The 14,108-nt window shown below is 68.0% G+C and carries 14 protein-coding genes; 6 read left to right on the top strand and 8 right to left on the bottom strand.

Annotated features, from left to right (window positions below; all coding sequences use genetic code 11):
• Positions 1-74: 74 nt before the first annotated feature.
• On the top strand, positions 75-1,103 hold the full coding sequence (locus A5780_RS18995; protein WP_063017856.1) for an alpha/beta hydrolase family protein: 1,029 nt from the start codon (positions 75-77) through the stop codon (positions 1,101-1,103).
• A gap of 158 nt (positions 1,104-1,261) precedes the next feature.
• Positions 1,262-2,464: an Nramp family divalent metal transporter gene (locus A5780_RS18990; RefSeq protein WP_219822886.1), complete on the top strand. Its 1,203-nt coding sequence runs from the start codon at positions 1,262-1,264 to the stop codon at positions 2,462-2,464.
• Here A5780_RS18990 and A5780_RS18985 read toward each other — a convergent pair.
• Positions 2,445-3,329 carry a polysaccharide deacetylase family protein gene (locus tag A5780_RS18985; protein WP_064909138.1) on the bottom strand — a complete coding sequence of 295 codons (885 nt, stop codon included), beginning with the start codon at positions 3,327-3,329 and terminating at the stop codon, positions 2,445-2,447. The two genes, A5780_RS18990 and A5780_RS18985, sit on opposite strands and share 20 nt — an antisense overlap.
• A gap of 65 nt (positions 3,330-3,394) precedes the next feature.
• On the opposite strand from A5780_RS18985, the gene A5780_RS18980 reads away from it, so the two are divergent.
• The gene (locus A5780_RS18980) at positions 3,395-3,766 is read left to right on the top strand and encodes a MerR family transcriptional regulator (protein WP_064909137.1); all 372 of its coding nucleotides are present in this window, start codon (positions 3,395-3,397) and stop codon (positions 3,764-3,766) included.
• Positions 3,767-3,797: 31 nt separating this feature from the next.
• Here the strand turns inward: A5780_RS18980 and A5780_RS18975 are convergent, their stop codons facing one another.
• From A5780_RS18975 to A5780_RS18960, 5 genes are all read right to left on the bottom strand, one after another.
• Positions 3,798-4,196: a hypothetical protein gene (locus tag A5780_RS18975; RefSeq protein WP_231983011.1), complete on the bottom strand. Its 399-nt coding sequence runs from the start codon at positions 4,194-4,196 to the stop codon at positions 3,798-3,800.
• A gap of 30 nt (positions 4,197-4,226) precedes the next feature.
• Positions 4,227-4,430 carry a type II toxin-antitoxin system HicA family toxin gene (locus A5780_RS39190; protein ID WP_082976561.1) on the bottom strand — a complete coding sequence of 68 codons (204 nt, stop codon included), beginning with the start codon at positions 4,428-4,430 and terminating at the stop codon, positions 4,227-4,229.
• Positions 4,431-4,492: 62 nt separating this feature from the next.
• Complete coding sequence (locus tag A5780_RS18970) at positions 4,493-5,350, bottom strand: ABC transporter permease (RefSeq protein ID WP_369829534.1); 858 nt, start codon at positions 5,348-5,350, stop codon at positions 4,493-4,495.
• A 5-nt stretch (positions 5,351-5,355) separates the two neighbouring features.
• Positions 5,356-6,165: an ABC transporter permease gene (locus A5780_RS18965; RefSeq protein ID WP_030513348.1), complete on the bottom strand. Its 810-nt coding sequence runs from the start codon at positions 6,163-6,165 to the stop codon at positions 5,356-5,358.
• Complete coding sequence (locus tag A5780_RS18960) at positions 6,162-7,124, bottom strand: daunorubicin/doxorubicin resistance ABC transporter ATP-binding protein DrrA (RefSeq protein ID WP_064909134.1); 963 nt, start codon at positions 7,122-7,124, stop codon at positions 6,162-6,164. Before A5780_RS18960 ends, A5780_RS18965 begins: the two co-directional genes overlap by 4 nt.
• A 669-nt stretch (positions 7,125-7,793) precedes the next feature.
• Between A5780_RS18960 and A5780_RS18955 the strand changes: the two genes are divergently transcribed.
• Positions 7,794-9,257 (top strand): aldehyde dehydrogenase family protein, encoded by a 1,464-nt coding sequence (locus A5780_RS18955; protein WP_082976567.1) that lies wholly within the window; start codon positions 7,794-7,796, stop codon positions 9,255-9,257.
• Between the two features lie 38 nt (positions 9,258-9,295).
• On the opposite strand, the gene A5780_RS18950 is transcribed toward A5780_RS18955, so the two are convergent.
• Positions 9,296-10,555 (bottom strand): TetR/AcrR family transcriptional regulator, encoded by a 1,260-nt coding sequence (locus tag A5780_RS18950; protein ID WP_063025619.1) that lies wholly within the window; start codon positions 10,553-10,555, stop codon positions 9,296-9,298.
• Between the two features lie 145 nt (positions 10,556-10,700).
• Here A5780_RS18950 and A5780_RS18945 point away from each other — a divergent pair, with 145 nt between their 5' ends.
• Positions 10,701-11,495, top strand: coding sequence for an enoyl-CoA hydratase (locus A5780_RS18945; protein WP_064905182.1), 795 nt, complete (start codon positions 10,701-10,703; stop codon positions 11,493-11,495).
• A gap of 146 nt (positions 11,496-11,641) precedes the next feature.
• On the opposite strand, the gene A5780_RS18940 is transcribed toward A5780_RS18945, so the two are convergent.
• The gene (locus tag A5780_RS18940; RefSeq protein WP_064909132.1) at positions 11,642-12,877 is read right to left on the bottom strand and encodes a lycopene cyclase family protein; all 1,236 of its coding nucleotides are present in this window, start codon (positions 12,875-12,877) and stop codon (positions 11,642-11,644) included.
• A gap of 227 nt (positions 12,878-13,104) precedes the next feature.
• Here A5780_RS18940 and A5780_RS18935 point away from each other — a divergent pair, with 227 nt between their 5' ends.
• On the top strand, positions 13,105-14,106 hold the full coding sequence (locus A5780_RS18935) for an alpha/beta hydrolase family protein (RefSeq protein ID WP_174555036.1): 1,002 nt from the start codon (positions 13,105-13,107) through the stop codon (positions 14,104-14,106).
• Positions 14,107-14,108 lie beyond the last annotated feature (2 nt).

Here is a 14,108-nt window from a genome sequence, read left to right as displayed (position 1 = left end):
AATTCGAGCAGATAGCGAAGGTGTGAACATTGATTCGTCGACACTTCCGGCGTAGTGGCCTGAGAGCTGCTGCCGTGCTCGCGGCCACCGGGGTCCTCACAGGCGTCGTGGCCGGAGTCGGCGCAACGTCCGCCTCGGCGGACGATCCGGTCATCGCCTCGAAGTCCCTGTTGGCCGACCCGCAGTCGCCCGACGGATCGCGTATCGAGAAGGCCACCTACAAGGACGACCGCAGCATCCGGCTGTACGTCCACTCGGCGGCGATGAACCGCACCTTCCCGGTCGATGTGCAGCGCCCCGCCGACGCGTCGGTGCCGCGCCCGACCCTGTATCTGCTCAACGGCGCGGGCGGCGGCGAGGACGACGCGTCGTGGCAGAAGAAGACCGACATCGTCAACGGCTTCCTGTCCGACAAGAACGTCAACGTCGTGCAGCCCATCGGCGGTAAGTGGAGCTACTACACCGACTGGCTGAAGGACGACCCGAACCTGGGCCGCAACAAGTGGAAGACCTTCTTCACCGAGGAGCTGCCTCCGCTGATCGACGGCGCGCTGGGCACCAACGGCGTCAATGCCATTGCGGGCCTGTCGACTTCGGGCACCTCGGTGCTGAACCTGGCGATCGCCAAGCCGGGTCTGTACAAGTCGGTGGCCGCCTACTCCGGCTGCGCGGAGAGCAGCACCGACGTCGGCCGCGAAGCGGTGAAGCTCACCGTCAACACCTGGGGCGGCGGCGACGTGCGCAACATGTACGGCGACGACGACAACCCGGCCTGGCAGGACAACGACCCGCTGCTGCACGCCGATCAGCTGCGCGGCGCGAACCTGTACATCTCCTCGGGTAACGGCCTGCCCGGCCAGTGGGACACCCTCAACGGCCCCTACGCCCTGCCCGGCGCCTACGGTCTGGGCAACCAGCTCGTCATCGGCGGCGTGATCGAGGCCGCGACCAACTACTGCAGCCACAACCTGCAGACGAAGCTGGACTCGCTGAACATTCCGGCGACCTACAACTTCCGTAACTCCGGCACCCACTCGTGGGGCTACTGGCACGACGACTTCCTCGACTCGTGGCCGGTGCTGGCCCGCGGTCTGGGCATCTGACTGCCCCGAACGAACCACCGAATCCGCCTCGATCGCCGTCGCGATCGGGGCGGATTCGCCATTTTCCGGGGGCTGTCTCACTAATAAGTTCGGTTCGCCGTAAACTATTTTTCATGAATGCGATCACCGTCGAGGTCGGGCCCACGCGCCGGAATCGGCTGCGTTCGCTCGTGGTGCTGCTGGGCCCGGCTTTCGTGGCGGCGATCGCCTATGTCGATCCCGGGAATGTGGCCTCCAATATCAGCGCCGGCGCGCAGTACGGCTACCTGCTGGTGTGGGTGGTCGTCATGGCGAATGTGATGGCCGCGCTGGTGCAGTACCTGTCGGCGAAACTGGGGGTGGTGACCGGCCGCTCGCTACCGCAGATCGTGCGCGAACGAGCCGGGCGCCCGGTCCGGCTGGCCTATTGGGGTCAGGCCGAATTGACCGCGATGGCAACCGATCTCGCCGAAGTCGTCGGTGGCGCGATCGCCTTGAACCTGCTGTTCGGCCTGCCGCTGCTGCTCGGCGGCGTGATCACCGGCGTGGTGTCGATGGCCCTGCTGGCCGTGCAGAACCGCCGCGGGCAACAGCCGTTCGAGCGCGTGATCATCGGCCTGCTGGCGGTGATCGCGATCGGGTTCCTGGCCGGTGTGGTGATCTCGCCGCCCTCGCCCGCCGGGGTGGCCGGCGGGCTGGTGCCGCGTTTCGACGGGGCGCAGAGCGTCCTGCTCGCGGCCGCCATGATCGGCGCCACGGTCATGCCGCACGCCATCTATCTGCACTCCGGCCTGACCCGCGACCGGCACGGCCGCACCGAGCCGGGCCCGCGCCGCAGTCGCCTGCTGCGCGCGACCCGGATGGATGTCGGCCTGGCCATGATCATCGCCGGCGCGGTCAATCTCGCGATGCTGCTGATGGCCGCCGCCACGCTCGGCGGCCGCGATGTCGACTCGATCGAATCCGCCCACGCCGCGGTCCGGGAGGTTCTCGGCCCCTGGGCCGCGCTGCTGCTTGCCGTGGCACTGCTGGCCTCCGGGCTGGCCTCCACCTCGGTGGGCGCCTACGCCGGCGCGATGATCATGGACGGGCTGCTGCGCCGCAAGGTGCCGCTGCTGTTGCGCCGCGTGGTCACCCTGATTCCCGCTCTGCTCATCCTCGCCGCCGGCGTGGACCCGACCCGCGCGCTGATCGTCTCGCAGGTGGTGCTGTCCTTCGGCATCCCGTTCGCGCTGATCCCGCTGGTGCGGTTCACCGGTGATCGCAGCCTGATGGGCGCGGACGCCAATCGACGGGCGACCACCGTGGCCGCGTGGCTGATCGCCGCCGTGATCAGCGCGCTGAACCTGCTGCTGATCTATCTCACCGTGGCCGGTCGCTAGCGGCCGTCGTCCGCCGATAGTGCGCGGCGATCTCGTCGCTGGTGGTCACCCACACGCCCGGATGGTTCACCACGTACTCGAGCGTCTCGTCCAGATAGCGGTGCCGGAACGCCTGACCGGTGACGAACGGGTGCAGGGCCAGCGCCAGCACCCGGCCGCTGTCGGCGGAGTCGGCGTAGAGCTGGTCGAGTTGGTCGCGGACCATGCGGACGAAATCGGGGCCGGTGAGCCCCTTGCTGACGAAGATGCCGATGTCGTTCAGTTCCACCGAATACGGAACGCTCAGCATCCCCGGCACATTCAGCCGATAGGGCTGATCGTCGTTGGTCCAGTCGAGGACGTATTCCAGCCCCAGTTCGGCCAGGAGCCCGGGCGTGTGGAAGGTTTCGGTGAGCCCGGGACCCATCCAGCCCCGCGGCCGGCGGCCGGTGGTCTTCTCGATCGTCGAGACGATGTCGGTCAGAACGCGGCGCTCCTCCTCCAGCGACAGTCCGGTGTGCAGGTGGCTGTTGCTGCTGCCGTGCGCGAGCCAATCCCAGCCGCGTTCCTTCCCGGCCGCGATGATCTGCGGATACCGTTCGCCCACATCGGAATTCAGCAGTGCGCTGGCGCGGATCCCGTATTTGTCGAGCAGCTGGATCTGGCGCCAGATGCCCACCCGCGGCCCGTAGTCGCGCCAGCCGTAGTTCAGCGCGTCCGGCGTCAGTGCGGTGGTGCCCTCGTAGGTCGCGGTACCCGGCAGGTCGACGTAGAAATGTTCGATATTGAGGCCGACGTAGAACGCGACTCGCTTACCGTCGGGCCAGTGGATCGGCTCGCGCTCGGTGATCGGGGAGTAGTCGTACAGTGTGATGTCCGTGCTCATGCCGGTATCGTCGGACCTTGACATAGATGTGAAGGTCAACCGAAAGTCGTTGTGAGGTAGAGCATATGCGAATCGGTGAGTTGGCGGAGCGGACCGATACCTCCCGGCGGCTGCTGCGCTACTACGAGGAGCAGGGACTGATCCGGGTGCGCCGCTGCGATAACGGCTATCGCGACTACGACGAGCGCCTGGTCGATCAGATCCTGCACATCCGCGGACTATTGGACGCGGGCCTGCCCACGCGGATCATCAAGCAGATCCTGCCCTGCCTGGACGATCCGCGCGACATTCATTTCGCCGACGCCACACCGGAAATCATCGCGACCCTCGAACATCAGCGCGACCGCCTGACCCAGCGCATCGACCTGCTCACCCGCAACCGCGACGCCATGACCACCTACATCGGCGAACTACGCGGCTGCGCCCGCCCGGCCTGAGGAAGCCGCTATCCGGCCGCAGCGACGGGGCTCAGCTCGCCTGCGCCTGCTCACGAGTCTTGGATGCCGTCATCTGCCCGATTCGCTGGAAGGTGTACCCGGTGAGACTTGCGATGTCTCGCAAGGAAATCCCCTGCGCGGCGAGTTCGACGGCCAACGCCTGGGCCTCAGCCTGATTCTCGCGCTCGATGCGCTCGATTTCGGCACGCCCGGCGCGGATCCGGGCGGCGCGTTCGTTGATGTTGCGGACGCCACCGAGGTCATCGATCACTACCTCGATGTCGATGGTCGAAGGGGCCACATCGAGGGCCACGGTGACATAGTCTCGCGCCTCGTCCGCGACGTCGTCGAGCCTGCGTGCCTGGGTCTGTGCGTCCTCGCCGAGCGCGGGAATGGTCACCGCCCACCACCGGCCCTCGCGTCCGGTCACGTGTGCCTCGTATTTCATCGCCGTCTCCTCTCAGCAACTGCAGCCGTCGACCGCTTCCCGGATGCTCCGCACCACGCCGGCTCGGATCGTCGTATGCCCATCCGGAACAGTCACCGAATGTTGCCCGGTCGGACACTGCCACAGACTGTGACTGCCCTTGCCCTGGCGCTTACGGCTCCATCCCGAACGGATGAGCTCCTGGAGGATCGTCCGGGTCGGCTGTTCGCTGATCACCAGTGTTGTCTACTCATTGGACAATTACAAGTCAAATGAGTAGACGTTTTGACCCGGTCGGATCAGGCGCCCGTCTCTGCGGCGCGGCGGTAGCCTCGCACGGCCGGGTAGCCGAAGACCACGATCATGCCGAGCACCCAGGCGACGGTCTTCCACAGGGGTTCGGCGACGGGGCCGTCCCAGCAGAGTCCGCGCATCGCGTCGATGGCGGTGCTCATGGGCTGGTTCTCGACGACCTTCTGCAACCACGTGGGGTAGGCGAAGACCGGGACGAAGCCGGAGTTGAAGAACATCAGCAGGGTGTTGATGATGCTGACGATGTTGACCAGCATCACGCCCTCGGAGACGGTGGCCAGGGCGGTGACCATCACCGCGAAGCCCACGCCGAACAGCACCGGGATGCCGATCATGGCCAGGGAGGCCAGCGGACCGTTCCAGAAGCGGAAGCCGATGCAGACGCCGACCGCGATCACGAACAGCGTGGTCACCAGGACGCGCAGCGCCTCGGCGAGCAGTCGCCCGGTGAGTCCCGCGGCCCGGTGGATCGGCATCGTCCAGAAGCGGCCCAGCAGGCCGGTGTACTTCTCGGTCTTGAAGCCCAGCGCGCTGACCACCGCTCCGGACATCGCCGCCACCAGGGTGATCAGGGGGACCGTGCCGTAGACGCTGGGCATGCCGGTGGCCGCGGTGATCGAATCGCCGAGCACGATCCGGAACATCAGCAGGGTCAGGGCCGGGTAGATCAGCGTCTGAATGGTGGTCGCGGGGTCGCGCGCCCACACCATCAGCAACCGTTTGCACTGGATCAGGCTGTGCCGTGCCCAGGTCGTGACCGACCGCTCCGATCGAGCCGCGACCCTCGGCAGCGGCGTCTTCCAGCCGAGAGTTTCCGGAGACGCCTCGGTGGCATCGATGGTCAGACTGCTCACGATCGCCTCACACTCGCCCACACCGCCAGCGGAACGAAGGCCGCCGTCAGACTGATCAACCACACCAGCGGCACCCACAGCACATGCCAGCTCACGCCGCCCGCGGCCATATCCCGCAGGGCGAAGGAGAACTGGGAGACCGGCTGATTGCGGGCGAACGGACGAATCCACGCCGGGAATCCGGATTCCGGCACGAAGCCGCACGAGAGCATGCCGAGAATCAGCGTCGGCAGCGTCAGCGCCTGACTCAGCGCCTCCGGACTCTTGGTGAAACTGCCCAGCGCGTCCGCGCCGATCGCCAGCACGGTCCCGACGGCCAGCGAGAACGCGCAGAACAGCACGGCCTGTCCGAGTCCGGCGGTGAACCGGAAACCGATCATGTATCCGAAGATCAAGGCCGCGATCAGTGAGGTCACCGAACGCACCAGGCCCGCGCAGATGCGGGAGACCAGCGGAACCATCGGCCCGATCGGCATGGTCTGCATGCGGGTGTGCAGACCGGTCATCGATTCGAAGGCCGCGATCTGCGCATTCGACATCATGGTGAACGACATGGTCTGCAGCACGATGATCGGCATCACGAACTGCGCGTAGTCGATGCCGCGGAACTGCATCACATACCGCAGCGGCAGATAGAACCCGAGGGTGAACACCAGCGGCGTGATCACCGCGACGACCAGTTCACCCTTGGTCGCCATCGTGCGCACGATCCGCCCGGTCAGCGCCCGCCACTGGGCGAAGCTGGAGATCCGCGCCTCGGGCATCTGCGCGAAGAGGCGGGCCTCGGCGGCCACCGGCGCGCTCATTGATGTCCGCCGGAATGACCGGTGATGGACAGGAACACGTCGTCGAGCGAGGGCCGCCGCAGCGCGATATCGGCCAGTTCGAGGCCCGCGGCGTCGAGGCGGCGTACCGCCTCGGCGAGGGTGCTCGCCCCGTCGGGGGCCGGAATGGAGATCCGGTCGCCGGCGAATTCGTGCCGCAGGGCCTCGGGTACCAGCTCCCCGAGGGCGGTCACCGCCTTGCGCAGCTGCGTCGGATCCAGCGGGACCACCTCGCAGTAGCTGCCGCCGGTCTTCTCCTTGAGTTCGTCGGCGGTGCCCTCGGCGATCACCGTGCCCTTGTCGATGACGATGATGTTGTCGCTGAGGACGTCGGCCTCTTCGAGATACTGCGTGGTCAGCAGCACCGTGATGCCCTGCTCCTTGAGCGCGTTGACCAGATCCCAGACGCCCTGGCGGCTGCGTGGATCGAGGCCGGTGGTCGGCTCGTCGAGGAAGACCACCTCCGGGCGCACCACGAGCCCGCAGGCGATGTCGACGCGGCGGCGCATACCGCCGGAGTAGTGCCGGACCGCGCGCTTACCGGCGCCGACCAGGTCGAACTCCTCGAGCAGGGTGTCGGCGCGGCGGCGGGCGTCCTTCTTGGGCAGACCCATCAGCCGGCCGAACAGTTCGAGGTTCTCGCGGCCGGAGAGATTCTCGTCCAGCGCCGCGTACTGCCCGGTCATCATGATCGAACGCCGCACCCCGGCCGCATCGGCGACCACGTCGTGCCCGGCCACCGAGGCGCTGCCCGAATCCGGTCGCAGCAGGGTGGACAGGATCTTGACCGTGGTGGTCTTGCCGGCGCCGTTGGGTCCGAGGATGCCCAGCACCGAGGCGCGGGCGGCGGTGAAGCTGATGCCCTGCAGGGCGTGCACCTCGCCGAAGGATTTGCGCACATCGTCGACCACGACGGCCGGATCGGCACCCGATACGCGCACCGCGGTATCGGCACCGCCGGTGGCGTCGGAACCGGCCCGCGTTGCTGCCGCGCCGCTACCTGCCCGGGACGCTGCCGCGCCGCTGTCGGCGTGGGACGCTGCCGCGTCGGTACCTGTCCGAGACGCTGCCGCGTCGGTAGCGCCCGAATCCTCACGCGGTGTGTGTGATCCTGCGTTGTCCAAACTCGGCATCAACTCTCCACTATCGGCCGGGGCGCGACCGGATTGTCCGGAACGCTGATCTTTGTCCCGGTTGATGGATACCTTCCACCGGGCGCGATGTTACTTCGTCCGGCTGCGCGGCTGTCGGTGCCGCGAGCTCGGGATGCCGCTCGCGGTCCCGAATTTTTCCATCGCGGTAGGTTCTACCGCGATCTGAAACGTGGTGAAGTCGAAATGCGGCAGCGCCCGTAATCTGTGGCGTTGGTCACACTTCCGGTGTCCAACCGGCACCGATCACCATTGTCGCTGGTCCGGACGCGGACCGGGTGGTTCGTAGGATGTTCGCGGTTGTTGTCGCCCGCCCGGAGGGCACCATAGTCTGACGATCAGGGGAGCGGTATCCGATTCGTCCGCACCCTCCTGCGGCATCGTCGCCCGCCCGCTGCTGGTGCGCACGTCGAACGACTGCCGAGGTCTCCGCCGGCGAGAGGGTGGCCAATGGCCGAGATGCTGAAGTCCCACGATCCACGCACCGGCGAGCTCATCGGGGAATATCCGATCCTGGACGCGGCCGCGGTCACCGACGTCGTGCGCGCCGCCCGGTCGGCCGAGACCTGGTGGGCGGCAATCGGATTCGCCGGGCGCAAGCGCTGGCTGCTGGAATGGAAGCGCAGTATCGCCCGCAATGCCGGCGAGCTGGCCGAATTGATCTGCACCGAGTCGGGTAAGCCGCGCGTCGATGCCGCGATCGAGATCATGCTCGCCGTGGAACATCTGAACTGGGCCGCGCGCAATGCCGAAAAGCTTTTGGGGCGAAGCAAACTCGCCTCGACCTGGCTCACCCGCAATCAGCGCGCGTCGGTGGGCTATCTGCCGCTGGGCGTGGTCGGGGTGCTCGGCTCCCCGAACAATCCGGTCTTCACGCCGATGGGCTCGATCGCCTATGCGATGGCCGCCGGCAACGCGGTGGTGTTCAAACCCAGTGAGCTCACCCCGGGTGTCGGCGTGTGGCTGGCCGACAGCTGGGCGGCACTGGCGCCGGACAAACCCGTCCTGCAGGCGATCACGGGAACCAGCGCCACCAGTGCCGAACTGTGCCGCGCTCGGGTCGACAAGATCGCCTACGCCGGCTCGGAGGCCGGTGCGCGCGAGGTGATCGAACTGTGCGCACCCACCCTGACGCCCGTCGTGGTCGAGAAGGCCGGCAAGGGCACGATGATCGTGCACGTCGACGCCAAACTCGACACCGCGGCCGAGGCGGCGGTGTTCGGTGCCATGTCCAACGCGGGGCAGAGCCCGGCCGGTATCCAGCGGGCCTACGTCGCGGACTCGGTCTACGAACCGTTCCTGGAACGGGTCGTCGCCCGGGCGCGTTCGCTGCGTCCCGGCGGCGACCGCAAGGCCTCCTACGGGCCGATGATCATGGATGCCCAGGTCGACGTGGTCCGCCGTCAGGTCAAGGACGCGATCGCGCGCGGTGGCCGGGCCGTGGTGGGCGGTCTGGAATCGATTCGCGAACCGTATATCGAGCCGATCGTGCTCACCGACGTGCCCGAGGACAGCCAGGCGATCACCGCGGAGGCGGTCGGGCCGGTGCTGATCGTGAATCGGGTGGCGAATATCGACGAGGCCATCGACCGCATCAACGCCGCCGATCAAGGACTGGCGGTCTCGGTGTTCACCCGCGACGTGCGGGGCGTCGCCGACTTCGCCGAACGCATCAGAACCGGTGTGGTGACGGTGAATTCGACCATGGCCTACGCCGCCAATCCGGCCCTGCCCTTCGGCGGTGTCGGCGAGTACGGGCAGGGACATACGCACGGCGAGGCCGGGTTGCGCGAATTCAGCCGGACGCTGGCGATCGCGGAGAAGCGCTATCGGGCGCCGGTGGATCTGTCGAGTTTCGACCGGCACCCGCGCCATCTGCGGCTGACCCGGGCGATCTTCCGGATTCGTCACAGCCGCTTCTAGCCGCGGCCGCCCCGCCTGGATCGCTAGGCCCGGAGCGGCTACGCCTGGACCTGTTCGCCCTGCGCCGTCTCGGGCGGCGAATTCCAGCCCAGCAGAACCGCTTCCATCAGCGCGCACACCCGGGCGACATGTTCCGGCCGATTCTCGAAGCGCACCCGCCGCCCGACATCGACCACCTGGGCGATGGCGGCATGGACGCGGCAGCGCGCCTCGGCCGGGTCGTCGTCGAGCAGATGCGCCCACTCGAGCACGTTCTGACGCTGCACCGAACGCAGTTTCTGCTGTTCGGCCGCGGGCAGATTCGAGAATTCGGCGAAGTAGACCGGCAGGATCTCCGGCGTCGAGAAGGTCAGCCGCGCGAACCGGGCGGCGATGCGCAGCGCGGCGTCGGAGCGGCTGGTCGCCTCCGCCAGCGCCTCGGAATTCGCGATCGCGACGCGTTCGCCGGTGCGGTGGAACGCGGCGGCCAGCAGATCGGATTTACTCGCGAAATAGCGGTAGACGCTGGACGCGTTGATCCCGACCGCGGCGCCGATCTCCTCGATACTGGCCTCGTGATAGCCCTGGCGGCCGAAGATGCGGATCGCCTCGGTGAGCAGCTGTTCGCGTTTGGAACTCAGCGGCAATCCGCGCACCGGCGCCCCGGTGGCCGCCGGATCCGGCAGCGGCGGCAGTTCGGTGTGCAGGAGCGACCAGCACATATCGAGGATCAGATCGGTGAGCCGCGCGTTGGACAGGGCGGTGCGATGGGCGGTGATACTGCCGATCACGCCCAGCATGCCGGTCGCCAGCAGTTCGACATCGGCGGGCGGCGCATCCGGTCGCAGTGCGGCGACCGCGGATTCGATCAGATCCTGCAGTTCGTCGTAGATCACCCGGATGCGGGCGCGGTCCTCCCGCTCGAGGTAGCGGCGCTCCCAGCGGTACAACCCGCCCTCGCGGCGGACATCGATGGTGTGCTCGGCCAGCGCGCGGATCAGCGCGGTGAGGCGCGATTTCGGATCGAGCCCGGGTTCGTCGGCGGCCTTGGCGGCGTCGAGCAGTTGCTGGGCGCCGGCCTCGGCGGCGGCCACCAGCAGTGCGTACTTGTTGGCGAAGTGGCGGTACAGCGCCGGTCCCGAGATGCCCACCTCGGCGGCGATCTCGTCGACGCCCACCGGGTGATAGCCACGTTCACTGAAGGCGCGGGCGGCGACCCGCACGATCTGTGCCTTGCGATTCTTCGGCCGACGCCGGGGCGTCGTGGTGGTACCCGGTCGCGCGGATGCGAGCCCGGCCTCGCTGCGATCCGCGACCATACACCTCTCCTTCTGCGTTTCGGCTCGTCGACGGCGCCGACTGGTTGACAGCGCCGGACAAGTCAACATAAGTTAACCACAATTCGCAAAGTTAACCATCATTCTCGTCTCGTCGCCGTCGGCGGCGGCCCACCTGGGAGTAACCATGAGCGATCACGACCACACCCCCGGCCTCACCATCGTGCGGGACGATCGCGTTTTGCGGGTGACCATCGACAATCCCGGTCGCAAGAACGCTCTCAGCTACGACGCGATGATCGCTCTCGGTGACACGCTGAGCAACGTGGCGCAGGATTCGTCGATCCGCGTGATCGTGCTGACCGGGGCGGGCGGCGACTTCTGCACCGGCGCCGATCTGGCCGCGGCGGCCGCCGAGAAGGAGCGGGGCATCACACCGGAGATGACCATGGACGGCGCGAACCGCATGGTCCGCTCGATCATCGACGCGCCGGTGCCGGTCATCGCGCGGGTGCGTGGCGCCGCCGCGGGAATCGGTGTGGCGCTGGCGCTTTCCGCCGATTTCACCTATGCGAGCGAGGAGGCCTATCTACTGCAGGCCTTCATCAACATCGGCCTGATGCCCGACGGTGGCGCCGCCGCGCTGGTGGCCGCGGCATCCGGGCGGGCGCTGGCGGCGGAGCTGGCGCTGCTCGGGGAGCGGCTGCCGGTCACCGAGGCGTACCGGCGCGGGCTGCTGGCCGGGGTCCTGCCCGTCGACGAACTCGATGCGAAGGTCGAAGCGGTGGCGGCGAAACTCGCCCACGGCCCGCGCCGCGCCCTCGAACTCACCAAGCGCACCCTCAACCGCGCCGCGCTGGCCTCGCTGGACGAGGCGCTCGCCGCCGAGAAGGCCGGGCAGGCCGAGTTGCTGCGCGGACCCGATTTCGCCGAGGGTGCCGCGGCGATGCTGGGCAAGCGCAAAGCGGTATTCGCGCACTAGGACGCTCGAGCCGAACCAGCGGCCGCGGAGAGTGCTGCGCCACAGCATCTCTCGGTGGCTGAAGTAGCCGGTGGGGGAGATGTTCGGGCGGAGGCGGCCACCTACTCGGTCACGGAGCGTGTTCGATGGCGTCGCTGCCGGGGTGGCTAGCCGCCCACGCTCCCGTCCTCCGGAAGCGCCGCGTCGAGCGTCCGGTCCGACGTCGCCGCCGGATAGTCGTAGCCCACCCAGCGGTTGCGGTTCGCCCAGCCGACCAGGTCGTATCGCCAGCGGAACGGCCAGGTCCGCGACACCGTCATGAACAGCACCGCGCCCAGTGCCGCGTAGTCGTCGTGCGCAGACAGCAGCGCCCGCTGCTGGCGCGGGGAGGCGGTGAAGAAGGCCTCGAACATCGAGATCGACTGCGCGGTGGTCAACCGCCCCAAGCCATAGAGGCCGCGCATCCGCATCCAGTACACCAGCCGGGCCTGCCACGGCCACAGCGCCGCGACCGGATCGGAACCCGTGCGCACCGCATCGACCAGCGAGTCGACCAGGGCGAACGAATCGGCGACGCTGTAGCCCGTGCACGGATGCATCATTCCGCCGCGGGAGCCGAACGGAACCGGGTCGTTTCCGCGCGCCGAACCACGCATCGGCGGCGGTGGCTGATCCAGCGGATAGTGCGCGGCCTCGGACGGCTCGTCACCGCGCAGCCGGATGCCGTGCGCGGCGAGCCGATGCAGGGTGCGCCGGCGCAGTTCGTGCTGCGGCATGCCGCCGCGCAGGCCGAGACTGGTCTCCTCGAAGATCACCGTGCCGTCGCCGAGCGGGACGGCGTACAGGAACGAGGGCGGCTCGTCCGGACCCGCGCCGTTCTCGACGCGCCAATCCAGCAGCAGCCCTTCGCCGTCGCCGACCATCGGCGCCGCTCGTTCGGCGTCGACGAAGATGCCGTGCGCGCTGGCGGTGCGCCGCGCCCCCGGCGAGGCGAGCCCGCGGGTGTCCACCACCGTGGCGGCCGTGATCGTGCTGCCGTCCTGCAGGTCGACGCGATGAGCGTCGACAGAGGTAGCGCGACCGGCCAGCACGGTGGCATCGTCTAGAGGTAGCGCATCGCGTAGCCCGGGCTTGGAGAGTACGCAGTACGGCCTTTCGATTCGATGCGGCGTCTGCGTCCAGACGGTGGGCGCCTCGATGCGCTGGGCGATCGCGCTGTGTGGCAGCCACGCGGGAAGTTCGTCGACCCAGCAGGAGAAGGTCGGCGGCCACAGCCGCTCGGGCCGCGGGTCCACCGCCACCACGTCGAGCCCCGCCCGCATCGCGCGGTGCGCGACGGCACGGCCGGTCGGCCCGAGCCCGACCACGCACAGATCGGCTCGACGGACATGCTGCGCACTCATGGCCGCATTCTCCCAGCCCGGCCCCGCATCGCCGCGGGGGCCGTAGATGTTACGCCCCGAAAACTCGTGGCGTAGCAATTCGCGTCGTGAAATGCATTGGGGCAGTTCATAACCTGAGACCACGGGCGCCGTCGGGGGGTGCTCGCCGATTGCTGGTGGCCAGGGAGAACGATATGCGAAGGTTTCGAGACACGGGGCGGACTCCGCGGCACAGATCCATGCCGCGGATGATGAGTACGGCGGTGGTGGCCGCCGCCGCCCTGCTGATGTGCCAGGGGAACGGTGCGGCCGATCCCGCGCCGGCGCCCGGTCCGACCGGCTCGGACTCGGCGATCGTCCGGGTCCGCACCGACGATCCGCGCCATCAGTCGTTGTTCGTGCACTCCGCGGCGATGGGGCAGGACATCGAAGTGCAGGTGCAGCGGGCCGCCGATACGAGCGCCCCGCGTCCGGTGCTGTATCTGTTGCTCGGCGCCGGCGGCGGTCTCGACGGCTCGACCTGGGCGACGAAAACCGATGCGCTGAAATTCCTCGCCGACAAGAACGTCAACGTGGTGACGCCGATCGGTGGCATGTTCAGCTATTACGCCGACTGGCAGCGTGACGATCCGCACCTGGGTCGCAACAAGTGGCGCACCTTCCTGACGCAGGAACTGCCGCCGCTTCTGAACACGTATCTGGATGCCAACGGCCGCAACGGAATTGCCGGCTATTCGATGTCGGCCACCACGACCTTGGCGCTCGCAGCGACCGCCGGGGACCTGTTCTCCGCGGTCGGCTCCTACAGCGGATGCGCGCAGACCTCCGATCCGGTCGGACAGGAATTCGTCCGGCTCACGGTCGAGACGTGGGGATGGGGCAATGCCGAGAACATGTGGGGTCCGCCCGGCGATCCGGACTGGGTCGGCAACGATCCCTACGTGCACGCGGAGGGCCTGCGCGGCAAGGCCATCTACATCGCGAACGGCAGCGGACTGCCCGGGCCCTACGACACCTTGAACGGCGAATACTCGCTGCCCGGGGAATGGGGTTACGCCAATCAGCTCGTGCTCGGCGGCATCATCGAATCGGCGACGAACTACTGCGCCCACAACATGCAGGCACGGCTGGACTCGCTGAACATCCCCGCCACCTATGACTTCCGGCCGACCGGCACGCACTCCTGGGGTTACTGGCAGGACGACCTGAAGAAATCGTGGCCGGTGCTGGCCTCGGGCCTGGGACTGTAACC

This window comes from Nocardia sp. 852002-20019_SCH5090214 (assembly GCF_001665865.1).
GTDB lineage: Bacteria > Actinomycetota > Actinomycetes > Mycobacteriales > Mycobacteriaceae > Nocardia > Nocardia nova.
Note: the sequence above shows the minus strand (reverse complement) of the source record. Positions and strands in the feature narration are given on the sequence as shown.

What these genes read in the sequence shown, in the direction of transcription:
- A5780_RS18945 (WP_064905182.1), top strand. Translation starts at nt 10,701, where the DNA reads ATGAGCGATCACGACCACACCCCCGGCCTCACCATCGTGCGGGACGAT.
- A5780_RS18965 (WP_030513348.1), bottom strand. Translation starts at nt 6,165, where the DNA reads ATGAGCGCGCCGGTGGCCGCCGAGGCCCGCCTCTTCGCGCAGATGCCC.
- A5780_RS18935 (WP_174555036.1), top strand. Translation starts at nt 13,105, where the DNA reads ATGATGAGTACGGCGGTGGTGGCCGCCGCCGCCCTGCTGATGTGCCAG.
- A5780_RS18950 (WP_063025619.1), bottom strand. Translation starts at nt 10,555, where the DNA reads ATGGTCGCGGATCGCAGCGAGGCCGGGCTCGCATCCGCGCGACCGGGT.
- A5780_RS18955 (WP_082976567.1), top strand. Translation starts at nt 7,794, where the DNA reads ATGCTGAAGTCCCACGATCCACGCACCGGCGAGCTCATCGGGGAATAT.
- A5780_RS18985 (WP_064909138.1), bottom strand. Translation starts at nt 3,329, where the DNA reads ATGAGCACGGACATCACACTGTACGACTACTCCCCGATCACCGAGCGC.
- A5780_RS18980 (WP_064909137.1), top strand. Translation starts at nt 3,395, where the DNA reads ATGCGAATCGGTGAGTTGGCGGAGCGGACCGATACCTCCCGGCGGCTG.
- A5780_RS18940 (WP_064909132.1), bottom strand. Translation starts at nt 12,877, where the DNA reads ATGAGTGCGCAGCATGTCCGTCGAGCCGATCTGTGCGTGGTCGGGCTC.